At 73.1% G+C, this 25,554-nt stretch carries 10 protein-coding genes and 1 pseudogene; 1 reads left to right on the top strand and 10 read right to left on the bottom strand.

The genetic code is table 11. The annotated features are described in order from the left end of the window. Positions 1 to 25: 25 nt before the first annotated feature. The 10 genes and pseudogenes from CP978_RS29955 to CP978_RS29910 form a co-directional block, all read right to left on the bottom strand. A complete protein-coding gene (locus CP978_RS29955; protein ID WP_043446014.1) occupies positions 26 to 1,423 on the bottom strand; it encodes a salicylate synthase in 1,398 nt (465 codons plus the stop codon). A 58-nt stretch (positions 1,424 to 1,481) separates the two neighbouring features. Next, positions 1,482 to 3,239: an ABC transporter ATP-binding protein gene (locus tag CP978_RS29950; RefSeq protein WP_043446011.1), complete on the bottom strand. Its 1,758-nt coding sequence runs from the start codon at positions 3,237 to 3,239 to the stop codon at positions 1,482 to 1,484. After that, positions 3,236 to 5,122: an ABC transporter ATP-binding protein gene (locus CP978_RS29945; RefSeq protein ID WP_043446007.1), complete on the bottom strand. Its 1,887-nt coding sequence runs from the start codon at positions 5,120 to 5,122 to the stop codon at positions 3,236 to 3,238. Before CP978_RS29945 ends, CP978_RS29950 begins: the two co-directional genes overlap by 4 nt. Next, entirely contained in the window at positions 5,119 to 5,847 is a 729-nt protein-coding gene (locus CP978_RS29940; RefSeq protein ID WP_043446005.1) for a class I SAM-dependent methyltransferase, read from the bottom strand. The genes CP978_RS29945 and CP978_RS29940 overlap by 4 nt, the downstream gene beginning before the upstream one ends. 37 nt (positions 5,848 to 5,884) lie before the next feature. Next, the gene (locus CP978_RS29935; protein ID WP_376697971.1) at positions 5,885 to 6,709 is read right to left on the bottom strand and encodes a thioesterase II family protein; all 825 of its coding nucleotides are present in this window, start codon (positions 6,707 to 6,709) and stop codon (positions 5,885 to 5,887) included. Then, on the bottom strand, positions 6,706 to 7,971 hold the full coding sequence (locus CP978_RS29930; protein ID WP_043446001.1) for a cytochrome P450: 1,266 nt from the start codon (positions 7,969 to 7,971) through the stop codon (positions 6,706 to 6,708). Before CP978_RS29930 ends, CP978_RS29935 begins: the two co-directional genes overlap by 4 nt. A 9-nt stretch (positions 7,972 to 7,980) precedes the next feature. Beyond that, the gene (locus CP978_RS29925; RefSeq protein WP_052454372.1) at positions 7,981 to 10,140 is read right to left on the bottom strand and encodes a Gfo/Idh/MocA family oxidoreductase; all 2,160 of its coding nucleotides are present in this window, start codon (positions 10,138 to 10,140) and stop codon (positions 7,981 to 7,983) included. Further along, complete coding sequence (locus CP978_RS29920) at positions 10,137 to 11,333, bottom strand: saccharopine dehydrogenase NADP-binding domain-containing protein (RefSeq protein ID WP_227745508.1); 1,197 nt, start codon at positions 11,331 to 11,333, stop codon at positions 10,137 to 10,139. The genes CP978_RS29925 and CP978_RS29920 overlap by 4 nt, the downstream gene beginning before the upstream one ends. Further along, complete coding sequence (locus tag CP978_RS29915; RefSeq protein ID WP_043445999.1) at positions 11,330 to 16,903, bottom strand: non-ribosomal peptide synthetase; 5,574 nt, start codon at positions 16,901 to 16,903, stop codon at positions 11,330 to 11,332. Before CP978_RS29915 ends, CP978_RS29920 begins: the two co-directional genes overlap by 4 nt. Continuing rightward, positions 16,900 to 23,623, bottom strand: a pseudogene (locus tag CP978_RS29910) (amino acid adenylation domain-containing protein). Before CP978_RS29910 ends, CP978_RS29915 begins: the two are co-directional and overlap by 4 nt. Positions 23,624 to 23,889: 266 nt before the next feature. Here CP978_RS29910 and CP978_RS29905 point away from each other — a divergent pair. After that, positions 23,890 to 25,545 (top strand): (2,3-dihydroxybenzoyl)adenylate synthase, encoded by a 1,656-nt coding sequence (locus CP978_RS29905; protein ID WP_043445996.1) that lies wholly within the window; start codon positions 23,890 to 23,892, stop codon positions 25,543 to 25,545. Positions 25,546 to 25,554 lie beyond the last annotated feature (9 nt).

Raw genomic sequence — 25,554 nt, 5'->3', positions numbered from 1 at the left:
GAGGTCTCCCCAGGGGGTCGTCGGCTCAGTCCGCCGCGAATCTGAGGTACGGGGCGACGCTGCGGAGTTTCTCGCAGGTCTCCTCGATCTCCCGTTCGGGGCTGGACTGAGCGGTGACCCCGGCGCCCGCCCGCAGCCAGGCCTCGTCTCCCGCGCCGATGAGGGTGCGCAGGACGAGGGCGGCGTCGAGGTCCCCGTCGGTGCTCCCCCGGAACACCGCGCCGCCGTACAGTCCCCGGGGTCCGTCCTCATGGCGGGCCAGAGCATGGAGGGCGTCTCGTTTGGAGACACCGGTGGCGGTGATCGCGGGGAAGAGGGAGGCGAAAGCGTCCCACGGTCCGCAGTCCGGCCGCAGCCGCCCCGTCACCCGCGAGGCGAGGTGCTGCACCGACCCGCGCGGCCTGACGGTCATGAACTCCTCGACCGCGACGGAGCCGGGGCGGCACACCGCGGCCATCTCGTCCCAGGCGAGGCGTACGGACACGGCGTGTTCATGTATCTCCTTGGGGTCGCTGAGCAGTTCCGCGCGCCGGCGCTCGTTCTCCGCCGGGTCGGCTCCCCGTGCGCGGGTGCCCGCGAGCGGCTGGGTGCTGACGCGTCCCTCCGCCCCGACCTCCAGAACGGTCTCCGGGCTGAACCCGGCCGCCCGGTAACCGCCGAGATCCATCAGATAGGAGCGTGCCGGTGTATTGGCCCGGCGGCCCGCGAGGTAGGTCGCGGGGAAGTCCGGGCGGGGCTCGGCGGGCAGCGGGACCTTCCGGGAGACCACGGCCTTCTCCAGGAGCCCCGCGTGGATGTCTCCGACCGTACGGGACACCGCCCCGCCGTAGGCGGCGGTGCCGGTGGCGATGACGCCCTCGGCCCTCTCGGGCATGGGCTCGTCGTGAGCGGTCCGTCCTGCCGGGGGCTCCGCGAGGAGGTCGGCGACCTTGCGTGCCCATGCCTCGTCCACCGCGCGGACCACCGTCCGGTCGCCGGTGAGGGTCACCTCGACGGACGGGATCAGCGCGTGCAGCAGAGGCTGCTCCCCGGCCGTCGCGGCATCCGCGTGGAGGAGATGGGCGAGTTCGAAGGCCGCCCAGCCGTAGAAGTGGCGTCCTTCGTCGCCCGCCTCGCGCAGAGCGGACAGCGCGGCGGCGAACGCCGTCAGTGGTTGGCGGTCGGTGCGCGAGGTCCATGTCCGTCCACCGGACTGCGCGGTGATGGCGGTGCTGTCGGCGGTCACGCTCATGGCGGAGCCGGCCGCGAAGTGCCAGACACCCCCCTCCCCCTCGTACACCATGTACTGGTCGGCGAGTCCCGCCTGTGCGAGGCGGGTGGCGGTGGCCGCCGGGTCGGGGCAGGGCTCCCCGGTGTTCACGCGGACGAGCGGGGCCACGGACCTCGCCCATGCTTCCCAGATGTTCCGCGATCCGGTGCTCATCGTGTGGTGCCTTTCCTCTGCCGCTGTGTCCGGTTGCTCTCTGGTGCCGGGTGGAAGGTCATGACGACGCCGTCTCCAGTCGCCAGCCGTGCGCCCGGGCCCGCCGCTCCCAGAAAGAGGCGTAGGTGCCACCCGTCGTGACCAGCTCGTCGTGTGTGCCCCGTTCGGTGATCTCGCCGTCCTCCAGGACGAGGATCTGGTCGGCGCTCACCACGGTGCTCAGCCGATGCGCGATGACCAGGAGGGTCTTGCGGTCGGCCAGGGTGCGCACGGTCTCGGCGAACAGCGCCTCGTTCTCCTGGTCGAGGGCGGCGGTGGCCTCGTCGAGGACGAGGACCGGGGCGTCCTTGAGCAGGGCGCGGGCGATGGACACGCGCTGCCGCTGCCCGCCGGACAGTCGCGCGCCGCCCTCCCCCACTCTCGTGTCCCACCCGTCGGGCAGTTCCTCGATCACGCGGTCGAGCCCGGACAGGGCCGCGGCCTCGGCCAGTTCGCCGGAACCCGCGTCGGGGGCGGCGATCCGGACGTTCTCCTCGATCGTGCCGTCGAAGAGATAGACGTCCTGGAAGACGAGGGAGACATGGGCCGCCAGCTCGTCGGGGGCGATCTCACGGACGTCGACGCCGCCGATGCGGACGGTGCCCTCGGTGGTGTCCCGGAAGCGGGCGAGCAGCCCGGCGACGGTGGTCTTGCCCGCGCCGGAGGGTCCGACCAGGGCCGTCATGCTGCGCTCGGGCAGTCGGAAGGTCACCTCATGGAGGACCGGACGTGCGGCTGGCCCCTCCGCCGACCCGTCGTCGTAGCGGAAGCCGACCCCGGTGAACTCCACGCTCGCGTCGCGGGGTGTCTTCGGCTCCGCGGGCTGGAGGAACGGCGGTTCGTCGAGGACCGCGCCCAGGCGTTCCAGGGTGTTGCGGGCGATACGCATGCCCGCGCCGGCCTCGGCGGCGGAGGAGACGCTGTCGATCAGGCGGACCAGCAGCACCAGGAGCGCCAGCAGGGTGGGCACGGTCAGCGATCCGTCGAGCTGCCAGGACACGCCCAGCGCGAGCAGCAGGGCGAAGACGAGCCGGGTGGCGAACGAGAAGGAGACCAGTCCGGGCAGGCCCCGCGCGATGAGCCGCCGGTCCGCGCGCGCCTCGGCCAGCAGGGCGTCGTCCAGCGCCCCGTAGCCCTCCGCGGTCCGGCCGAAGGCCCGCAGCACCGGCTGGTTGCGCGCGTACTCCAGGACCCGGTCGGCGGACTCACCGATCGCGGCGTCGCGGCCGAGGTCGAGCCGGCGCATCACCGCCGTGCTCGCCAGCTGGACGGCGAACAGCACGGGCGCGCAGACCAGCAGGACCAGGGCGGTGCGGACGTCGAAGAAGAAGGTGGCGACCACCAGCGTCGCCGGGGTGAGGAGGGAGGTGATGAACGGGCGGAGCAGATGGGCCGGTGTGCTCATCACCTGGATGACGTTCTGTCCGGCCAGCCTGCTGAACTCGGCCGTGCGGCCGGCGGTGAACCAGCCGAGGGGCAGGCGCAGGGCCTGGTCCGCCATACGGCGGTGGAGCACCCGGGAGAGCTGGGAGCCGACCGTGAACCCGCCGCTGATGGCGGCGCCCTGGAGCGCGGTGTACGCGAGCGCGCAGCCGACGAACGCCGTCAGCCAGGGCCACACGTCGTCGGGGTGCGTGCCGAGCAGGGCCCTCAGGACGGGCACCAGGAGGGCGAAGGCGACACCCTGGAAGACTGCCGCGCCGCTCTGGAGGACGAGCAGCCGGTTCAGCGGGCGGGATCCCTCCGGCCCCAGGACGCGATAGAGCTGACGGATCATCGTGCACTTCCCTCTCGGATGTCGTCCGCCGCCCGGGCCACGGCCGTGGGGGCGGGCGGTCGGCCGGGATCGCCGTCGGTCCGGTCCGGCTGCGCGGTCCGCTGTGCCTCCCACAGCGTGGCGTAGCGGCCCCGGGCGGCCAGCAGTTCGTCGTGGCGGCCCTGTTCGGTGATGCGTCCGTCCTCCAGGACCACGATCCGGTCGGCGGAGCGGATGGTCGACAGCCGGTGCGCGATGACGAGCAGGGTGCGGCCGGCCGCGAGCGCGGACAGCGCGTCCTGGATCAGCGCCTCGGAGTGCGGGTCGGCGTACGCGGTGGCCTCGTCGAGCACCAGGACGGGGGCGTCGGCGAGCAACGCCCTTGCGATGGAGAGGCGTTGCGCCTCTCCGCCGGAGAGGGTGACGGCCGTGCCGAGTTCGGTCGCGTATCCGTCGGGCAGGTCCAGGACGCGGTCGTGGATGCGGGCGGCGCGTGCGCACCGCTCGACCTCCTCGTCGGTGGCGTCCGGGCGGCCCAGCCGGATGTTGTCGGCGACGCTCGCGCGCAGCAGCCGTACGTCCTGGAGGACGAAGCCGACCCGGCGGTACAGCTCGGTCGCGGGGATGTCCCGCAGGTCGACGCCGCCGAGGGTCACCTTGCCGGCCGAGACGTCGTGGAAGCGGGGCAGCAGCGACGCCAGGGTCGACTTGCCCGAACCGGAGGGACCGACCAGCGCGGTGACCGTGCCGGGCGCGAGGTCGAGGTCCACGTCACGGAGGACGTCGGTGTGCCCGTCGTAGGAGAAGGACACCCCGCGCAGGGACACCTGGTGGCCGTCGGGCACGGCGGGGGTCGCGGGCTCGGTGAGCGTGGGGGTGTGCAGCAGCGCCGTGATGCGTACGGCGGCGGCCTGGCCGGCCCGGATCTGCTGGATGCGGGGACCCACGACGCCCATGGGAGCGGCGACGGCGGGGCCCAGCAGCAGGAAGGGAACGAGTTCCGCGCCGGTCGTCCAGCCGCTGGTGACGAACACCGCGCCCACCACGGACAGCAGCAGCAGGACGACGGCCGGGGCGACCACCAGGACGGCGGCGGTGGAGGTGACCAGGGTGGCCCGGACCCAGCCGGAGAAGAAGTCGGCGAACCCCTCGGTCGCACCGACGAAACGCTCATGGGCCTTGCGTCCGCGCCCGAAGCTCTTGAACACGGCGATACCGGCCGCGAATTCCACGGCGGCGGCGGAGATCCGCCCGAGCGCCGCACCGAACTCGGCCATCTGCGCCACCGCGCCCGCCATGGCACGGCTGAACAGGAACACCCCCAGCAGCAGGGGCACCACACTGACCAGGGCGAGGCGCCAGTCGACCGTGAACAGGTAGGCCAGTGCCAGCAGCGGGGCGGTGAGTACGGCGACGACGTCGAGCAGGGTGTGGGCGAACAGCGTGTGCAGCGCGCTCACGTCGTCCTGCACCGCCTGTTTCACCTCGCCGGTGCCCTTGTCGGTGAGCCGGCCGAGCGGCAGCCGCCCGATGTGCCGGGCGAGCCGACGGCGGAGGGTGAGCTGGAGCTCGTTGTCGGCGAGGTGCGCGAGGGCACCGGCCGCCGTTCCGCACGCCAGGGCGAGCAGGCCCGCCACACAGGCGAGGGTGACCAACGGCCAGAGGACGTCACCGCCGGCGGGGGACCCGCCGGTGAGGCGGCCGGCGATACGTGAGACGGCGATGAACGGGACCACTCCGGCGAGGGCCGCGACGGCCTGGAGAGCTACGGCGACGGCCAGTCGGCCCTGGACGGGCTCGGCCAGCGCGCGGAGCGGGCTCGGGGGTGCCTCGGTGCCCGCGCCGGCGGCTGCCGGGTCTCGGGACACCGAGTCCGGGCCCGGCTCGGACGGTTGTGACTTCACTTGACGAGTACTCCGATTTCGGGGATGGGCCTGCCGCCGGCCTCGGTGATGCGGCGGCTGGTCATGCCGGCCTCTCGGGCCAGCCGGGCGACGTCGAAGGTGTGCCAGTCGTAGCTGTCGGCGACCTCGCGCACGGTGCGGCCGTCGCGCAGGACCTTCCAGGTGGTGGTGAACCGCATGGCGTCGCCCTCGGTGGGTTCGCCGCCGATCCACCACTCGTACGTCTGGTGCCCGATGACTTCCCTGAGGGACATCACCGGTGGGATGACGCGTGGTGAGGAGACCCCCATCAGTTCCACGACGATGGGCGCCCCGTCCGGCAGACGAGCCGCGAGCCGCTTCCACAACGCCACGCGTTCGGGGACGGTGAGATGACCGGCCACGCCGAAGATGACCACGGCGGAGAGCCGTTCGGGCAGGTCGAGGTCCTGGGCGGCGCCGTCGACCACCGTCACGCGGCGCCGCAGATCCGGGTCGCGGGCGACCCTGGAGGTGAGCATGGCCCGCATGGTGGCCGACGGTTCGGCCGCGAGGATCTCCGCCTCGGGCAGCGCGGCGGCGATGACCTCGGTCACGCGTCCGGTGCCCGCGCCGATCTCCAGGACGGGGCCGTACGAGGTGTCCAGGCCCGCGAGGACGCGGGTCAGCGGCGGACCGCTGCTGGCGGTGTGCCGGGTGGCCACCAGCTCGTAGAACTCGGCCGAGGTCGAGTAGTAGTCGATCACGACGGTCTCCAGGCGGGGGCGGTCGGGCGGGGGCGGCTCATGGGGTGCTCGGCCAGGTGCGTGCGCCCGTGGTCAGCGAGGGGTCCATCCTGCGCAGCACGGTGGCGACCACCTCGTGGCGTCGCGGGGTGAGATAGAAGTGGTCACCGGGGAAGACACGTACCTCGGTACGGGCGGTGGTGAGATCCGCCCAGCCGCCGGCCCGGTCGCGGCAGCGATCCGCGCCGAGTTCCGGGTCGGCGCTGCCGGTCAGCACATGGATGGGACAGGACAGCGGCGGCCGGGGGGCGGGCCGGTATGTCTCGATGATCCGGTAGTCGTGGCGTACGGTGCCGAGGATCATGGCGCGCAGCCCGGGGTCGTCGAGGACCTCACGGCTGGTGCCGCCGAGCCGGCCCAGCTCCGCGCCCAGTACGTCGTCGTCCTGGCGGTGCAGCTGCCCGGTCACCGCCGTGCCGGGGGCGGCCCGGCCCGAGGCGAAGAGCCGGCGCGGGGCCGGTGCTCCGCGGCGGTCCAGCTCGTGGGCGAGTTCCCAGGCGACGGCGGAGCCCATGCTGTGCCCGAAGAGGGCGTACGGCCGGTCCAGCAGCGGCAGCACGGCGTCCGCCACCGCGGTCACCAGCTCGCCCATGTCGGCGACCTCCGGTTCCTCGAGGCGGTCCTCACGGCCCGGGTACTGGATGCCGAGGAGTTCCGCCTCGGGTGGCATCAGGGCAGCCCAGGGTCGGTAGAAGCCCGCGCTGCCGCCCGCGTGGGGCAGGCAGATCAGCGTGAGCCGGGACGCGGCCCCGTCGTTCCACCGCCTGATCCACGGGCTGTCCGCACGGGCGGCACGCGCGGAGGCGCTCGGCGAGGCGGTCACCAGGTCACCATCAGTTCTTCGAGGCCGAAGGTGGCCGAGTCGTGCTTGACCACGATCTGGTCGCGGTCCCCCGCGAGGCGGAGGGTGGGGACGCGGCGGATGAGCGTCTCCAGGGCGACCTCCAGCTCCAGCCGCGCCAGGTGCTGCCCGATGCACTGGTGCACTCCGTAACCGAAGGCGACATGGTGGTTGTCGGTCCGGTGGAAGTCGACCCGCTCCGGGTGGTCGAACTGCTCGGGGTCGTGGTTGGCCCCGGCGAGCAGGGCGATGACACCGTCGTCGGCGGGGACGGTCCGGCCGGACAGCTCGATGTCCTCGGCGGCCACGCGCAGCGGAATGGAGTCGGCGACGGACAGGACGCGCAGCAGTTCGTCGACGGCGGCGGGCATCAGCGCGATGTCGCCGCGCAACTCCGCCATCAGCTCCGGCCGTTCGAGGAGCAGCAGGGTGCTCAGAGCGATCATGCTGGTGGTGGTCTCGCGGCCGGCGTTGATGGTGATGCCGAGGGTGGAGAGCAGCTGGTCCATCGTCACATTGCCGGTCGCCAGATGCTCGGTGACGAGCTTGGAGATCAGGTCGTCACGCGGTTCCTCCCGCCGCTCGGCGACCAGCTCGGCGAGCAGCCCGAAGAGGCCGCCGAGCGCCCCGGAGACCTGTTCGGCGGTGCTGTGGCGCGAACCGGAGATCCGGGTGACGTCCCGGAAGAACTCCAGGTTCTCCCGGGGGATGCCGAGCAGTTCACAGATCACCGAGGTGGAGACGGCGTTGGCGTAGGCGGAGACGAAGTCCACCGGACCGCCGGCGGCCAGCATGCCGTCCAGGATCTCGTCCACCCGTGCCTGCACGGCGGGCCGCATCGCCCGGACCTGGCGCACCGTGAACACCGGCAGGAGCATCCGCCGGTACCGGGTGTGCTCAGGGGCGTCGGTGCGGATGAAGGGCCGGAACCTGGCCCCGGCCTCCTGTTCGCCCTCGCCGAGCGCGGGGAAGTTGGGGCGGCGGATGTCGGCGCTGACGCGCGGGTCGGAGAGCAGTTCGCGTACGTCGTCGTAGCGGGTCACCACCCAGGCCTCCCGCTTGGTCGGCAGGGTGACACGGGCGACCGGGTCGTCGGTGCGCATCGCGTCGTACTCCGCGGGTGCGGCGAAGGGGCAGCCACGCCGGATCGGGAAGTCCCGGCGCCCGGCGGCGGGGCCCGGCACGGCATCCGTGGTGGGCTCGTCGGGCGTGTCGGAGGCTGTCGGGGAGACAGGGGTTCTCATGGGTGGTCCTCAGTGGTCGGTGGGGGAAGGGACAAGGGGGGTGGCGGTGTGCGGGGCGTCGGAGGTGTCCGGCGCGGTCCGTGTGTTCGGCAGGTCCAAAACGTTCGGCGCGTCCGGGGCCCGGGTGAGTACGGCCAGCGGGGGTGCTCCGGGGCGGGTGGGCAGGGCGCGTGCGGTCATGCCGGACTCGTCCGCCACGTCCTTCAGTCCGAAGGGCGCCCAGCGGTAGGAGTCATGCACCTCACGCTCCGCCCGCGTGGCGCCGTCCCGGTAGACGCGCCAGGTGGAGTGCAGGCGCATCACGCCGTCCTCCGTCTCGTCCGGTGCTCCGCCGAACGACCACTCGTAGCGGTGCCGTCCGGCGGTGGCGGTGGCGAGCCTGGTCTCGGGGAGGGTCAACGGCTCCTCGAACTGCATGAGTTCGATCACCACGAACCCGCCGGGGGCCAGCCTCCGGGACAACCGCCGCCACAGCCGGGCCCGTCCGTCCGCGTCGAGATGGCCGAGGACCCCGCAGAGCAGCACCACGCTGATCTGGTCCGGGAGGTCCAGGTCGGGGGCGGCGTCCGCGGTCACGGTGACCCGGGAACGCAGGTCCGGATCGCTGAACACCCGGCTGGTGAGCACGGCGCGCATCCCGACGGCCGGTTCACAGGCGAGGATCTCCGCGTCCGGCCGGGCCCGGGCGACCGCCTCGGTCACCAGTCCGGTGCCGGCGCCGATGTCGACCACCGGCCCGGTGCCGAGGTCGGCACCGGCCAGGAGCGCGGCGATCGCGGGCACGCTCGCGGTCGCGGTGTGCTCGGCGGCGACGAGGTCGAAGAACTCCGCCGACGGGGTGTAGGACGAGGGGTCCACGGAACCGGGCGGAGCCTGGTCGGGTGCGGCCGGATCGGACGGGGTGCCCACGGAGCCGGCCGTGACCGGCCCGGGGGCGGTGACCGTCCCGGGAGCGGTGACCGTCCGGCCCCGGACCGGGCCGGTACCGCTGCCGGGGTGCGTGTCCGCACGCCGGTGTCCGGTGCCGGGACGGGCTCCGGCCGGGATCCGGCCGGAGCGGGGGCGGTCCGTGTGGGTGCCGCTCTGCTCCGGAACAGGGAAGACATCGCTGACCGCCAGGGGCCGCGGGGCGGCCGGCCGGACGATCTCGGGCGGGCCGAGCCGTGCCGCGAGGTCGGTCCAGACGCGGCACACGGCCAGCTCGTACTGGCCCGCCCCCAGTGCGTCGCCCCCTTGTTCGACGGCCTCGCGGAGCCCGTCGAGGGCGTTCCCGATGGCCTCCGGCCACAGGTCGGAGAAGACCGTGCGGAAGGTTCCCGTGTTTCCGACGACGGCCGTGGTGCCGAGCCCCAGGCGGCCGGTGCCCGGTCCGTCCAGGACGAAGCGCCGGTCGGTGTCACGTCCGATGTGCAGACGGGGACTCCACAGGACCGGCCCATGGGTGTCGGCCAGGGTGAGCACCCCGCCTTCCGTGCCGAGGGAGATCCGGTGCCAGTGGAAGGCGTGGTTGTCCCGGTCGGACGGATCGAGCTGGTGATGCACCCGCAGGGTGAGGGGTACACCGGCGAACATGCCGTGCAGGGAGCGGAACGGCTGCGGTCCGATCTCGGCGGGCAGTGGTGCCGGGTCCGCCAGCCGCCAGGGCCGCAGGGTGCCCATGGCCTGTCCGAGGATGTCCACCAGGGGGTGCATCAGATGGACCGGGGTGGCGGCGTCCACGAACAGCGGTCGCTGTCGGGCGACGAGCCGGCGGGCCGCGTCGATGAAGGCGCGGACCGGAGCGACATGCGGGTAGTGGGTGTTGAGGCGGTACTGCACGCCCCGGCGGCGGGCGTGTCTGAGGTTGTCCGTCAACTCGGTGAGGTGGACGGGGTGTTCCTGGAGCACATGGATGCCGCGATCCATGAGTGCCCGGGCCAGTTCGGTTCCCTGGCCGCCCGAGATGGAGGAACTCACCGCCACACAGGCGGCGTCGATGTCGGCCGGGAGGTCGTCGACGTCCGTGTGGAAGGGGACGCCCAGGCTCTGCGCATACGTCCGGGAGGCGGCCGACCCCCGGCTCAGGATGCCGGCCAGCGCGTATCCGGGGCGCCGGCGTGCCGCCTCGGCGTAGAAACGGCCGAAGTTGGTGCCGCAGACCAGCACCCGGAAGGGTGTCGAAGCGCTCACAGCACGCCCTCTTCCACCTGCTCGGCCGGGGCGGCGCCGGCCGCCGCCCCGGTGAGCCGGAGGTCCGCGACCCCCTGGGACCGCAGATGCCGCACCACGGTGTCGGGGTCCAGCACATCGCAGGCGAAGTGCACGCCCGCCGCTACCTCGGCCCGGAGCACCGCGTCCACCGCCAGCGCGCCCACGGCCGCGGTGAGCCGGTAGCTGCTGGCGGCGCGCAGCGTCAGTCCCGCCGTGGCCGGCTGTCCGGACGCGGTGCCCGACAGCGCGAAGTCCATGACGTAGTAGGGCCTGCGTCCGGCCAGGTCGAGGTCGGCCGCGAGGATCAGCCGGTCCGCCAGCCGGGCCGGGTCGTCCCCGGCGGCGAGGCGGCCCGGCAGAAGGTTGAGCAGCGCGCGCACGGCGGGCCCGGGGTGGACGTTGTACCAGTCGAGTCGGTCGAGGCCGAGGACGGTGGCGAGTCGTTCGCTCTCCCCGCTGAGATAGGGCTGCAGGGCCACCCGGCCGGGGAATGCCTCGTGTTCGGTGTCCTCGGCCGTGCGCAGGGCGCGTGGGACGCGCCGGCCACCGCGGACGGCCGCCAGCGCCTCGCCGTAGGCCGCGCCGTCCGCGCCTCCGGAGGTGAGGGAGAGCATGAGGTCGCGCGCCACGGTCGGCGAGCAGCTCTCCAGGCCACCGCAGTGCGCGGTCAGCGCGGAGGCGTTGTCCAGGCCCTGACCTGCGAGCCAGCGGGGCAGCAGACTGGACAGGCCGGGCAGGGCTCCCGCCGACAGGACGACGGTGCGTCCGTCGCGGGCCGGATCGCCGTCCTGGAGGAGGTCCTCGGCGGCCGGGTCGTCCCCGGCCACGTCGACGCAGTGCGCTCCGGCGGCGAGTGCCGCCGAGGCTACCGTGGCGCGCAACCGGTAGGTGGGGCCGACGCAGTTGAGCACGATGTCGCAGCCCTCGGTGAAGGCGCGCAGGCCGTCCGGTGCGGTGGCGTCGGCCCATACGGTCTCGTCGTGGCCGGCGGGGTCCTCCTCGGCGACCGCGCACAGCGCCGACGCGGTGCGGCCGCCCAGGCGGAGCCCGGTGTGGCCGAGGGCGCGCAGTTCGCGTACGGCGGCCCGGCCGACCGCCCCGGAGGCGCCCAGGACTCCGATGAGGGGCCTGTTCCCCGTCGTCGTGTTCCGGGTCATCGTGTTCCGGGTCATCGGGTGATCGCCCCCTCGGTCAGCTCGCCGAGGGTCTTGAGGATGCCGGGCGCGTGCTCGACCGAGAGGCAGCTGTAGTGGTCGCCGCCGATGTCGACGATGTCCAGGTCGCCCAGGGTGAGTTCCTCCCAGTAGGCGGTGACGGCGTCCTTGCTTCCCGGGAAGGGGTAGGCGCCGTCGTGCCGCAGGAAGGTGATGTCGCCCGCGTAGGGTTCGGCGTCGTAGCGGGTGATGGCGAAGACGCTCTGACGGAAGGCGAGGAAGAGCCGCGTCATATGGTCGGGCTCATAGGTGCCGGCCGATGCGGGCACCGCCTCGCACATCCGGGCGATACGGGTGACGCGGGGGACGTCGGTCAGTCGCCGGAAAGAGCTCGCGACGTCCTCGAACTCCTCGGGCAGCGCGGCGAGTCCGCCGTCCGGCAGGACGCCGGGACTGCCGGCCAGGACGGCGTCGGCCGCCGCGGCCACCCGGTACTGGTCGTCGGGGAAGCCGAGTTCGGCCGGGTCGATGCCCATCATGACGGCGAAGGAGTACTCGGCGAGCAGTTCGTCGTCCAGCCGGAAGCGGGGGCTGTGGCTGCTGATGACGGTGAGGCTCTCCACCGCTGCCCCGGACTCGGCCAGATTGCGGGCCACCTCGGTGGCGATCAGACCGCCCAGGCAGTAGCCCACGACATGGAAGCGGCTCCGGCCGTCCGCCGTCAGGGCCCGCGCGTAGTCGGCCGCCAGCTGCTCGATGAGCCCTTCGGGCGGAGCGGCGAGGAACCCGTCCAGGTCCGGGACCTCCACGCCGACGACCTCGGCGAGGCCCGGCGAGCGGCGTCTGATCTCGGTGATCAGCGCCCGGTACGGCATGATCGTCGCGGTTCCGGCGTGCACCAGCACGGTCGTCGGCTCGTCGTCCGAACGGGCGCCGTGCAGATGGATCACCGGGTCCGTGCGCACCGCACCGGACGTCTCGGCGTCCTGCGGGCCGGCCAGGCCGCGCAGGAACCCGGCGAGACCGGCGACCGTGGGGCGGCGCAGCATATGGCGCAGGACGACCTCCCACTCCAGGTCCGCCGCCTGCGGTACGCGTTCGCGGAGCCGGCCCACCATCCGGGCCACCAGGAGCGAGTCGCCGCCGAGGTCGAAGAAGTCGTCGTTGCGGGTGACCCGTTCGACCGCGAGGAGCTCGGACCACAGATCGGCGAGGCCGCTCTCCAGGTCGTCCTTCGGCCGCTCGTCCACCACGACCGGTGCGCTCTCCCGGGGCAGCCAGGTCCGCAGCCGCGCCCGGTCGGTCTTGCCGTTGGCCGTGCGGGGCAGGGTGTCGACGACCTGCCACACCGACGGGAGCATGTACTCCGGGAGCCGGTTGGCCGCCGTGCGGACCAGCTCGCCCACCGGCACATGGTGCCGGTCGTCCTTCATCGTGGCGATGAACACCTCCTGCCCGGTGAGGGCCAGGGCGTCCCGGGCGTCGGGCAGCGAGGTGACCTCGGACGCGGCGTGTGCGTCGAGGAGTTCACGCCACTGGGTGTGAGTGAGGAAGGACTGGCCGGTGTGCTCGCGTACATCGGTCCACGCCCGGCCGGAGACCTCCAGGAACTCCATGGAGACCAGCAGCGGGAGGTTCTCGTCGCGGGTGTTCTCCACGAACACCAGCTGTCCGCCCGGTACCAGCAGCTCCCGGAGCCTGCCCACAGCGGCGTCGGCATCGGCGGCGGCGTGCAGGGTATTGGCGCAGACCACCACGTCGAAGGTGTTGGGGAGCAGGTGCTGGGCCCGGGGGGCCTCGTCGACGTCGAAGCGCTGGTAGCGGACCCAGGAGTGGTCGGCGAAGCGCTCGCGGGCCTCGCTCAGGAAGAACGCCGAGGCGTCGGTGAAGAGGTAGTCGACCCCGTACTTGGCGAGGACGGGCACCAGTTCGCCGGTGGTGCCGCCGACGCCGCCGCCGACCTCGAGCACCCGCAGCCGCTCCTCGCCGGTGTGGCTCGCGGCGATCTCCCGCAGCGCGGCGACCACCGCGCGGTTGAGGTGCCGGATGGCGAGGTTGTCCCGGTAGGCGGCGTCCGCGGCGTCCGTGGCGGCGCCGGGGAAGAGCAGGTCCCGGATGCCCACCTCCCCGGAGATCAGCTCGGGCAGCCGCTCGGCGCAGGTGCGCATGACGGTGAGCAGTTCGGTGCTCCACCCGATCTCCTGCTCCAGCCCGGCGGCGGTCCGCCAGCCGCGCTCCCTCTCGGGCTCCGGGACGGGTACGAGACCGGTGTAGGTGTCGTCGGTGTCCTGGTGGGTGAGCCGGTCCCGGGCGGCCAGGGCGCGCAGCCAGCGCCGCACGATGTGCCGGTGGCGGGGCGTGGCGCGCAGGGCCGTGCCCACCTCCTCCGTCGTGCGTGCCGCGCCCTCGTCGAACACACCGGAGGCCGCGAGGACGCGGGTCATCTCGGCGAGTGCCACCTCGTCGAGGGCGGCCAGGAAGTCCCCGAGCCGTGCGGAGTCGACGGCGGCGGAGGCCTCGCGTACGGCGTCGGCGGCCGCCGCGCGCGCCTGTTCCCGGCTCGTCGCGGCACGCTCACCGCCGTCCCGGCGCGCCGTCCCGTCCTCTTCGGGTGCCGCCCCGCCGTCCTTGCGTGCCGTCTCCACGAACGCGGCCAGACGTCGCCCGCCCGCCGCCGAGTCGTCGACGACGACCGCGCCCGCGGCGACCGCCGGGTGGGCCTGTACGGCGGCCTCCACCTCGGCGAGTTCGACCCGGTAACCGCGGATCTTGACCTGGGCGTCCTCCCGGCCCAGGAACTCGATGGTCCCGTCGGGGAGGTATCGCCCGAGGTCGCCGGTGCGGTAGAGCCGCTCTCCGGTGACGGGGTCGGTGAGGAACCGCTGTGCGGTGCGTTCCTCGTCGCCGAGGTAGCCCAGGGCGACGCCGGCGCCGCCGATGTACAGCTCGCCAGGAACCCACTCGGGGCGTGGCCGCAGGTGCCGGTCGAGCACGGCGAACGTCTGGTTGGTCAGGGGCTTGCCGTACGGGATGCTGGGGCGGGCGGTGTCCACCTCGCCGATCGGGTGGGCGATGGACCAGATGGAACCCTCGGTGGCTCCGCCGAGGGAAATGATCTCGAGCCCCGGCAGGAGTTCCCGCGCCTGGTCGGGCAGCGCGACCGGGATCCAGTCGCCGGATATCAGCGCGAGCCGCAGCGAGCCGTCCTCGGTGGGGGGCTCGGAGCGGAGCCAGTCGCACAGCATATGGAGCTGGCCGGGCACGGAGTTCCACACCGTGACGCCGAAGTCGCGGACGAGTTCGGCCCAGTGGGAGGGGTCGCCGCGCCGGTCGGCCCGGGGCAGGACCAGGGTGGCGCCCACGGCGAGCGGCCCGAACAGGTCGTAGACGGACAGGTCGAAGCCGAGTCCCGCGATGCCGAGGACACGGTCGCGCTCGGAGACGGCGAAGCGGCGGTTGATGTCCTCGACGGTGTTGAGGGCGGCCCGGTGGCTGATCATCACGCCCTTGGGCGTGCCGGTGGAGCCCGAGGTGTAGATGACATAGGCGAGGTCGTCCGGATCCCGCTGGACGGCGAGTGTCGTACCGTCCGCGGTGGCTTCCCCGACGAAGTCCACGGCGACGGCCGACACACTCGCCGGGAGGTCTTCGAGTTCGGCGAGCCAGGACTGGGTGAGGACCGTGCGGACGCCCGCGTCCGCGATGATCGTGTCCCGGCGGGCCGGCGGCTGGGCCGTGTCGACGGGCAGATAGGCGCCGCCCGCCATGAGGGTGCCGAGGACGGCGACGACCTGCTCCCAGCCCTTGTCCATCCAGAGGGCCACCGGCTCCCCGGGGCGCAGTCCGGACGCCGTCAGCGCCTCGGCGAGACCGCTCGCACGGGCGAGCAGCTCCCGGTAGGTGAAGGCCAGTTCGGGTGTGCGGACCGCGATCGCGTCCGGGGTGGCCCGCGCCCGGGCGAGTACGGGTTCGTGGAGCAGGGCGTCCGGCAGGGGCCCCTCGGTGGCGTTGACCGCGTGACGGCGGGCCGTCTGCGCCTCGGGCAGGGCGATACGGGCCGGTGCGTCCCAGGCGGCCTCACCGGCCTTGCCCTCGGCCGACAGCGACCGTACAAGGGCCGTGTACGCCTCGAACATGGCGTCGGCCACGCCGTGACCGAGCGCGCCCTCCCGGATGTCCCAGGACAGGCTCAGTGCCTCGCCGCGGTGCATGACCTGGCAGTCGAGCCACACCTGCGGCGTCCGGGTCACGGCGTACGTCACCTCGGGGGGTACGCCCTCGGAGGTGGCGCCGCTGCCCAGGGCGCTGGTGAAGACGACCGGCATCAGCACCGGGGCGCCGGCCCTCCGGGAGAGCTCGGCGAGCACCTCCGAGCCGGTGAACAGCGGATGAGCCAGGTCTTCGAGGAGCTGCTGCCCCACGGCCCTGGTCCGCTCGGCGAAGGCGGCCGGGGCGTCGAGGTCGACGGCGAGCAGTTCGAGCGAGGTGAAGTCACCGATGAGGCGGTCGATGTCCTCGTGCAGGGCGGGCCGGTCGACGGTGGGCACATTGAGGGTGAACCGGCTGGTGCGCGACCAGGCGCCGACCGTCTCGGCGTACGCCGTGAGCAGGGCCGTCGACACGGTGAGCCCGCGCCGCGCGGCCCGTTCGGTGAGCCGGTCCCGGTCGGCCGCGGGCAGCAGGACCTCCCGCCGGCGGAACGCCACCGGGTCGCCGAGGGCCGGGGTGCGGTCAGCTTCCCCCGGGTCGCTCACGGCGGCTTCCCAGGCTTCGGCGAGGGGCAGCTCGGGGGCGGGCGGCAGAGTGTCGAGCCGTTCGGTCCAGTAGGCACGGTCGCGGGCGTGGCCGTCGGTGTCGGCGAGGGCGCGGCGGGCCAGGACGTAGTCGCGGAAGGTGATCCGCGGTGCCGCGGAGAGGGCGGCGCCGCCGTAGCGCCGCTGGAACTCGGCGAGCAGGATGCGCAGGCCGGCGTGGTCGACGACGAGCATGTCGAAGGCGAGGTGGAGTACGGCCCGTTCGGCGGTCCGGGTCACCCGCACCTCGAAGAGCGGCCACTGGTCGGTGGGCGCCTCGCGTGCGGAGAGCCGCGCCCGGGTGCGCCCCACCTCCGCCTCGGCCTCGGCTGCCGGGAGCGCGGTCAGGTCGTCGGCCGGGACGTCGAGGGCGGGCACGTCGGGCAGCACCTGCTGGTAGCCGTCGTGGTGGATGACGGCGCGGAGCATGTCGTGCCGCTGGACCAGCTCGCGCCACACGGCGGTGACACGGTCCACGTCCAGGTCGGGGTATTCCAGTTCGACATAGGCGTGGCAGCCGACGCCCCCGTAGGCGTAGGCGTCGGTGCGGCCGATGAGGTAGGCGGCCTGGATGTCCGTCAGCGGGAAGGGTTCGTGGCGGTTCTCGGGGTCGGCGTGCAGCGCGGGCTGCCCGGCCTCCAGGTGACGGAGGATGGCTTCCTTGTGTGTGCGCAGTTCGGCCCGGTGCGTGTCGGTGAGCCGGCCCTGGGGGGCCCGGAAACGCAGTTGTCCGTCCTGGGCCCACAGCACCACGCCGTCGTCGGCGTAGCGGGCCAGCAGTTCAGCGATGTTCACAGCTCTCCGGTCTCGTAGGCGGTCTCGTGGGCCGCGAGTGTTCGGGTGACGTCCGCGGCGAGGGCGGCGACGGTCGGTGCGGCGAAGAAGCGGCGGACGGGCACGGTGGCCCCGAGGCGGCGCTCGATCGCGGTGAGCAGGCGCAGCGCGGTGAGGCTGTCGCCGCCGACGGTGAAGAAGTTGGCGTTGCGGTCGGGCGCCCAGTGCGGCAGATACTCGTGCCAGAGCCCGGCGAGGGCCGTCTCGGTCTCGCCCCGTGGCGGCTCGGCACCGGCGGGCGCCGTCTCCGGTCCCGCCAGGCCGGCCAGGGCTCCCCGGTCGACCTTGCCGTTCGCGGTGAGGGGCAGGGCGGGCAGCAGCAGGATGCGGGACGGGACGGCGTAGACCGGCACCCGCTCCGACAGCAGGCCGAAGAGTTCTTCGGTGAGTCCGGCGTTCTCGGCGGGCGTGACGGAATCCGGCTCGTCGGCGGGTGCGCCGACTGTGGTGGGCTCCTGCGGTACGGCGAAGGCGACCAGGCGCTTGGCGGTGCGCTCCCCCACAGCCACGACGGCGGCCCGGGCGACGGCCGGGTGCGTCTCCAGCGCGGCCTCGATCTCACCGGCCTCGATCCGGTGACCGGCGATCTTCAGCTGGCTGTCGAGCCGGCCGAGGAACTCCAGCAGTCCGTCGCCCCGGAACCGGCCCAGGTCACCCGTCCGGTACCAGCGTCGTCCGCCGTGTTCGACGAACTTCTCGGCGGTGCGGACCGGGTCGGCCAGATAGCCGCGGGCCAGCCCTTCGCCGCCGATCCACAGTTCGCCGGGCGTCCAGTCGGGGCAGTCCCGGCCGTCGCGGTCGACCACTCGGTAGTGCTGCCCGGTCAGGGGGCGTCCGTAGGGGATGGACACCCAGCCGGGGTCCAGCTCGGTGACGGTGAGGGTGTTGGACCAGATGGCGGCTTCCGTGGCTCCGCCCATGGCGACGAAGGCGCAGCGGCCCGCGGTCCGGGCCCGCAGCCGGGCGGGCAGGTCGAGACCGATCCAGTCGCCGGAGACCAGCGCGGTCCGCAGCCGTTCGATCCGGCCGCCTTCGCGTCCTTCTTGTTCATCGGCGTCGAGCAGCAGGTCGAGCAGGGCGGGGACGGTGTTCCAGACGGTCACTCCGTACCGGTCCAGCAGACTCGGCCAGCGGGCCGGTTCCCGGCGCTGGTCCTCGGTGGGCAGCAGAACGGAGCCGCCCGCGGCGAGCAGGCCGAAGACGTCGTACACGGACAGGTCGAAGTCCAGTGCCGACAGGGCGAAGACACGGTCGTCCCCGGTGATGCCGTGCCGGGCGTTGATGTCCGCGATCGTGTTCCAGGCGGCGGCGTGGGAGATCTCGACGCCCTTGGGTGTGCCCGTGGAACCCGAGGTGAAGATCACGTAGGCGAGCGCCTGGGGGGCCGTTCCGCACGGGGCGGGCAGCGGCTCGCGGCCCTGCGTGTCCGCGAAGGACAGGGTGCGGGGGCCGTTTCGTTCCGGGGCGGGCCAGCTCCCCACGACGACGGGGAAGCCGGCGGTGGCGTGCACCCGCTCCAGCCGTGCGGCGGGCTGTTCGAGGCTCAGCGGGACATAGGCGGCGCCGGCCGCGAGGACGCCGAGGACCGCCGCGATCTGTTCCGGTCCCTTGGGCAGGGTGACCGCGACCAGGTCGCCGGGCCGCACGCCCGCGTCCCCGAGCGCGGCGGCGGTGCGCAGCGCCTGTTCGGCGAGGGTTCCGTAGGTCACCTCCTCCCCTGCCGTCGTGACGAGGGCGGTGCGGTCGGGGGCGGCCGTCGCGTGGCTGAAGAACGCCTCGTGCAGCGGGCGCGGCGCCACCGGTTCCAGGGCGGACTCGTGTGCCGCGGCGGCCCGCCGTCGGTACTGGGAGGCGGGCGGCAGATCGGGGAGCGGGGCCTCCCAGTCACCGGCGACGAGGTGCCTCAGCAGCCGTTCGTAGGCACCGAACATCGCGTCCAGCACGCCCTCGGCGAACAGTTCCTCGACGGCGTCCCAGGTGACGATCAGATTCCCGGACTCCTCGGTGACCTGGTTGTCCAGGCAGACCTGCGGGGACTGGGAGATGCCCCAGACCTTGGCGGGGAAGCCGGTGTCCGGTGCCGCCAGCGTGGCGTCACCGACGCCGATGGCGCTGGTGAACACCACGGGTGCGGCGGCGTCCACCGTGCCGGTGCGACGGCCGAACTCCCGCAGCAGCCAGTCGATCGGCACATCGGCGTGGTCGAGGTCCTCCGCCTGACGGCGTTGCAGCGCGACGGCCGCCGCCGTCCAGGACGTCCCCTCGCGCCGGTGACCCGCCAGGGACAGGGAGGTGAAGTCGCCCAGCACCCGGTGGATATGGGGGTGGACGTCACGCCGGTTGAAGAGGGTGAGCGTGACGGTCACGGCGTCGGTTCCGCTCCAGGCCGCCAGGACCTCCGCGTACAGGGCCAGCAGAACGGTGGAGGGTGTCAGGCCGTGCCGGGCCGCGCCCCGCTTGACGACCTGCCAGTCCGCTGCGGGCAGGGACAGCCGACGCCGCGTGAAGACGGGTGTGTCGAGCGTCCCCGGGTCCCGCTCGAAGGGCAGGGCGGGAGGGGGCGGCAGCTCGGACAGCCGGGCCCCCCAGTGGGCGCGGGCCCGCGCCACCGACTCCGGGTCCACCGGGAGGCGGGTCAGATAGTCGCGGAACGACACGTCCACGGGCGGTAGTTCGGCGTCCGGGTCGGCGTAGAGCGCGTTCAGTTCGGCGTACAGCGTGGTGATGGAGAGCGCGTCGAGCACGAGGTAGTCCAGGCCGACGCCGATACGGGTCCGTATCTCGCCGTCGTTCTCCCCGGCGCCCTCGTCCTCGCGGTAGCGCACCGCCTCGACCGCGAAGAGCGGCCAGCGCGCAGGGTCGCGAGCCTGGTGGGACAGGCGGGCGCGCAGGCCGGCCAGGGCCTCGGCCGCGTCATCGGCTCGGACGTCCTCCACCGGGATGCGCAACGCCGGTACGTCGGGCAGCACGCGCTGCTGTCCGTTCTCGACGACCGCGCGGAGCATCCCGTGCCGCCGGACGAGGGTGTTCCAGGCACGTTCCAGCCGGTCGAGGTCGACGTCCGTGCCGTCGAACTCCGTGTAGTGCCAGGTCCCGACGCCGCCGAGGGTGAAACGGGGGTCGCGGCCGGTGTGGTAGGCGGCCTGGACGTCCGTCAGCGGGAAGGGCTCATGGGCCCTGTCCGGGTCGGGCACGAGGACGGGAGCGATGGGCGGTGCCGGCTCGTCGTCGGCGACCGTCGCGGGGTGCAGCGTCTCGCAGAAGTGCTGGAGCAGGGGGCGGGCGAAGAGATCGGCCACGCGGGCGCCCGGGAAGCCGGCGCCGCGCAGTCGGCCGATCAGGCGCGTCGCGACCAGCGAGTCGCCGCCCAGCAGGAAGAAGCTGCTCTCGCGTCCCACCTCGGCCACACCGAGCAGTTCGGCCCACTCGGCCGCCACGGCGGTCTCCACCGGACCGACCGGCGCCGATGTGCGAGGTCCGTCCTGGTCGGCGGCCTCGGTCAGCGCCTGGCGGACGGCGGCCCGGTCGAGCTTGCCGTTGGTGGTCAACGGCAACTCACGCAGGACGAGAACGCGCTCGGGGACCATATAGGAGGGCAGTCGTTCCGCGGCCCCGAGGCGGACCTCGTCCGGGTCGGGCGCCTCTGCACCGGCGGACACGGCCGCGGCGAGGTGACGCACCGGCGTGTCGAGGACGGTGGCGACCGCGTGCAGCACGGCGGGGTCGTCCTCCAGGGCGGCCTCCACCTCGCCCAGTTCGATACGGTGACCGCCGATCTTCACCTGGTGGTCGGCGCGGCCGAGGAACTCCAGCACCCCGTCGGGCCGGTAGCGGGCCAGGTCGCCGCTGCGGTACCACCGCTCACCGTCGTAGTCGACGAAACGTTCCGCCGTGCGCTCGGGGTCCGCACGGTAGCCGTTCGCCACACCGGGGCCGCCGATCCACAGCTCTCCGGGGACGAGATCGGGGCAGTCGCGGCCCCGTCCGTCCACGACCCGGGCCCGCATATTGCGCAGCGGCACGCCGTAGGGGACGGACTTCCAGGCCGGGTCGGTCTCCGCCACCTCGAACACCGTGGAGTGGACCGCGGCCTCCGTCATACCGCCGAGTGCCACGAAACGGCAGCCGGGCACCAGGGAGCGCAGCCTGCGGGGCTGGTCGAGGCCGACCCAGTCGCCGCCGAGCAGCACCATGCACAGGGAGTCTCCGAGGCCCTCGTCCTCCGCCGCGGCCATCAGCAGGTCCAGCAGGGCGGGCACGCACTGCACCAGCGTCACCCCGTGCGTCCGCACCAGCCGTGCCCAGTGGTGGGCGTCCCTGCGGTGCTCCTGTCCCACGGCGACCACCTGGCCGCCGAGCGACAGCGGGGTGAAGATGTCCCAGGTCGCGAGGTCGAAGTCCAGCGCGGAGATCGCGAGAGTACGGTCCGAGGGGCCGAGTCCCAGGTGCTCCGCCATCGCCTCGACGGTGTTGACGACCGCCCGGTGCGGCACCTCCACGCCCTTGGGCAGTCCCGTCGAGCCGGAGGTGAACAGCACATAGGCGGGCAGCTCGGGATCCGGCTGGAGGACCGGTGCGGGCTCCGCCGCCGACGCGTTCTCCAGCAGCAGCACCGGGGCCGAGGAGACGTCCGTGCAGAGATGGGCGTGGTCCCGGTCGGTGAGCACGGCGGACGCGCCGGCCACGGAGTGGATGCGTTCCCGGCGCACGGTGGGCTGTTCCACGCCGACGGGGGCGTAGGCCGCACCAGCGGCCAGGATGCCGAGGACCGCGGTGATCTGGTCGGCGCCCTTGGGCAGGGTCACCGCGACGGTGTCGCCCTCCCGCACGCCGTGGTCGCGTAGCAGCGCGGCGACCCGGCGTGCCGCGCGGGCGAGTTCGCCGTAGGTGAGCGTGTCCCCGGTGGTGCGGACGACCGCGGTACGGCCCGGTTCGGTCTCGGCGAGCCGGAAGAAGGCGGTGTGCAGGGCGCGGTCCGGGACGGGGGTGGGGGGCAGGGCCGCCACCGCGCGCCGGGGCAGGACCTCGGGTGCGAGCAGGCCGTCCACCTGCCGGGCCCAGGCGTCGGGGTCCGTCACCAGGCGGGTGATGAGGCGGCGGTAGGCGTCGAACGCGGCGTCCGGCACTCCGGCCTCGAACACGCCGTCCCGCACGTCCCAGTTGAGCAGGAGACCGCCGTCGAGTTCGGTGACCTGGGCGTCCAGGTGGACCTGTGGGCCCTGGGAGATGATCCAGGAGGGGCGGCCGAAGGACTTCTGGACATCCTGCTCGAAGATCTCGCCCAGTCCGATGGCGCTGGTGTAGACGACGGGGGCCAGTACCGGGGTTCCCTCGACGCGAGCGAGGTCGCGCAGCACCTCGACGCCGCCGTACGCGCCGTGGGAGATGCCTTCCTGGAGGCGTTCCTGGAGGCCACGGGCCTGCCGGGAGAACGGAAGGGACGCGCTCATGTCCGCGTCGAGCAGTACCGAACTGCTGAAGTCCCCCACCAGGTGGGCGACGTCGGGGGTGAACATCTCCCGGTCGAACAGCGGGAGGTTGAGGAGGAAGCGCCGGCTGTCGCTCCAGGCGGCGACGACCTCGGCGAAGGCGGTGGCGAGGGCGGACGGGGGTGATGCCGTGCCGACGGGCGGCACCGATCAGCGCCGCCTTGTCCGCGGGGCCCAGCCAGTGGTGCAGTCGGCGGGAGTGGGTCAGCGTACTGTCGCCCGCGCCGACCGGTGTGAGCGGGTCGACGGTGGTCGGGAGCCGTGGGGCGCGTGGCAGCTCCGGCAGGCGCTCCCGCCACCAGGCGGCGTGCTGCTCGCGTTCCGCCCTTCGCCGGACGTCGTGCTCCGCGAGGTACCGGCGGTAGTCGAGGTCGAGTTCGCGCGGCGGTTCGTCGGGACACTCGTAGAAGCGGCGCAGGTCGGAGAGGAGGACCCGCAGGCTCAGCGCGTCCCCCGCCATCATGTCCAGGTCGATCTGCAGCCGGGTCCTGCCGTCGGGCAGCAGGCACAGCGCCGCGCGGAAGACCTCGCCGGCGGTGATGTCCGGGCGGGCGTGCGTGTTGCGCTCGCGCAGCAGCTCCAGCTGGGACTCGGCCTCGTCGGGGGTGCGTTCACGCAGATCGTGGACGGTGAGCGGCAAGCCCGAAGCGCCGAAGCGCTGGCGGCCCTCCTCGTCGAAGACGGCCCTCAGCATGCCGTGCCGCTGTACGAGGGCCCGCAGGGCGGTGTCGAGACGGGCCGGATCGACGTCATGGCCGTCGAGTTCGACATAGAAGTGCGCGGCGACGCCGCCGAGAGGCTGCCCGTCCTGGCGTCCGATCCAGTAGGCGTGCTGCATCGTGGCCAGCGGGAAAGAGTCCGGCTCCGCTTCGGCCGACGCCGCGTCGAGCGGCGCGGGCGAGGCGTCGAGCAGCGCAGGCAGGGCGGAGTGCGGCGCGGGCGGGGCGTCGAGCGGGGCAGGGTGCGCGGTGGCGGGTGCGCCGCCATCCCGTCGCTGCCCGAGCAGGGCCGTCCAGGCACCCAGCGTCGGAGTGCGCGTGAGGTCCTGGAAGGTGACCGCGCTGCCCCCGCGTCGCCAGGCGCCGACCAGGGACATCAACATCAGTGAGTCGAGACCGAGTTCGAAGAGATCTCGATCGTCGTCCAGCTCCTGCGGCGCCATCTCCAGCGCGCGTGCCACCGCTTCACGCACCGCCGCCGGCGCGTGCGGGTCACGACTGACGCTGTCACCTTCCGCTGTCCGCGCCTGGACGACTGCTTCATCGCTCACTGGTGGGGCCTTCCGGTCGGATGGAGATGGAGTGGGGAGTCGGGTCGGGGACGGGCGCCGGGATCTTCCTCGCGCAGGACCGAATCTACCCTAGATGGAAATGATTATCATTTCTATACTGCGCATCGTAGTCACACGACGGGCCTCGACGCCAGAACCCGAGGCCCGGCAATGAGAGGCAGAGCCCCATGACCGACACTCAACAGACCTGGTCCGAAACCGAATCGGCGCGCTATCGAGCCGCCGGGCACTGGCAGGGGGTGACCTTCGGCACCCGGCTGCGCCGAGCGGCAGCCGGCCATGGAGGGCGCGTCGCCCTGGTCGACGGGGACCGGCGGTGGACCTACGCGGAACTGGACACCGAGGCCGACCGTGTGGCCGGGGGGCTGCGCGGACTGGGGATCGGGCGGGGTGACCGCGTGGTGGTCCAGCTCCCCAACTGCGCCGAGTTCGTGTTCATCTGGTTCGGATTGCAGCGGCTCGGGGCGGTTCCGGTGCACGCCATGCCCGGCCACCGGAACCGGGAGATGGGCCATCTGGTGCGCGTGGCGGAGGCCGTGGCGTGTGTGGTGCCCGACCGGCACGCCAGATTCGACCACCGGGAACTGATGCACGAGGTATGGGCGGAGCAGGGGCCGGGCGGCTCGCTGCGGCATGTCGTCGTGGTCGGCGATCCCGGCCCGGACCCCGGCTTCGTCCCGTTCGAGGCGCTGCGGGCGGAACCGCCGTCCACCTCCACGTCCACGTCCGGCTCCGGCTCCGGCTCCGACGACGGCGGAGCAGACCCCGGCGATGTCGCCCTTCTGCTGCTGTCCGGCGGCACCACGGGGCTTCCCAAACTCATCCCGCGGACGCACGACGACTACGCCTACAACGCTCGCGCCTGCGCCCAGGTCTGCGCGCTCGACTCGGAGACCGTCTATCTGGCGGTCCTGCCGATCGGGTTCAACTTCACCTTCGCCTGCCCCGGTGTGCTGGGCACCCTCATGGCAGGAGGAACCGTCGTGGTCGCGCCGGACCCCAGCCCGCAGACGGCGTTCGCCCTGGTCGAGCGGGAGGGCGTGACCCTGACCTCCCTGACCCCGCCGCTCGTTCCCCACTGGACGGACGAGGCCGCGTCCGGTTCCTGGGACCTCGGGAGCCTCACCCTGGTGCAGGTCGGCGGGGCGCGGCTGCCGGAGGACCAGGCGCGCACGCTCGGACCGGCACTCGGGGTGACCGTGCAACAGGTCTTCGGCATGGCGGAGGGACTGATCAACCTCACCCGCCTCGACGACCCCGAGGACCTCGTCTGCGCCACCCAGGGCCGACCGGTCTCGCCGGACGACGAGGTGCTCGTGGTGGACAGCGAGGGCAGGCCCGTGCCGGACGGTACGCCGGGTGAACTGCTCACCCGGGGCCCGTACACACTGCGCGGCTACTACCGCGCCGAGGAACACAACCGCACGGCGTTCACCCCGGACGGCTACTACCGGTCCGGCGACGTGGTGCGGCGTCTGCCGACCGGGCACCTCGTGGTGGTGGGGCGGATCAAGGACCAGATCAACCGCGGCGGCGAGAAGATCGCCGCGGTCGAGGTGGAGGAGCAGTTGCTGACCCATCCGGCCATCACGGCGGCGGCGCTGGTCGGTGTGCCGGACGAGCGCTGGGGTGAGCGGTCCGTCGCCTTCGTCGTCTGCGCGGGCGCGGCTCCCGGCGCACGGGAGGTCGCCGCCCATCTGAAGGAACGCGGGCTGGCCGGATACAAGACGCCGGACGAGATCGTCCGGGTTCCCGGCCTTCCGCTCACCGCCGTCGGGAAGGTCGACAAGGCGGCGCTGGCACAGGAGTTGCTCCGGCGGTAGGCATGATGC

Origin of the sequence: Streptomyces nodosus (assembly GCF_008704995.1) — a bacterium.
GTDB lineage: Bacteria > Actinomycetota > Actinomycetes > Streptomycetales > Streptomycetaceae > Streptomyces > Streptomyces nodosus.
This window is presented reverse-complemented; position numbering and strand designations above follow the sequence as displayed.

What these genes read in the sequence shown, in the direction of transcription:
- CP978_RS29955 (WP_043446014.1), bottom strand. Translation starts at nt 1,423, where the DNA reads ATGAGCACCGGATCGCGGAACATCTGGGAAGCATGGGCGAGGTCCGTG.
- CP978_RS29950 (WP_043446011.1), bottom strand. Translation starts at nt 3,239, where the DNA reads ATGATCCGTCAGCTCTATCGCGTCCTGGGGCCGGAGGGATCCCGCCCG.
- CP978_RS29930 (WP_043446001.1), bottom strand. Translation starts at nt 7,971, where the DNA reads ATGAGAACCCCTGTCTCCCCGACAGCCTCCGACACGCCCGACGAGCCC.
- CP978_RS29920 (WP_227745508.1), bottom strand. Translation starts at nt 11,333, where the DNA reads ATGACCCGGAACACGATGACCCGGAACACGACGACGGGGAACAGGCCC.
- CP978_RS29905 (WP_043445996.1), top strand. Translation starts at nt 23,890, where the DNA reads ATGACCGACACTCAACAGACCTGGTCCGAAACCGAATCGGCGCGCTAT.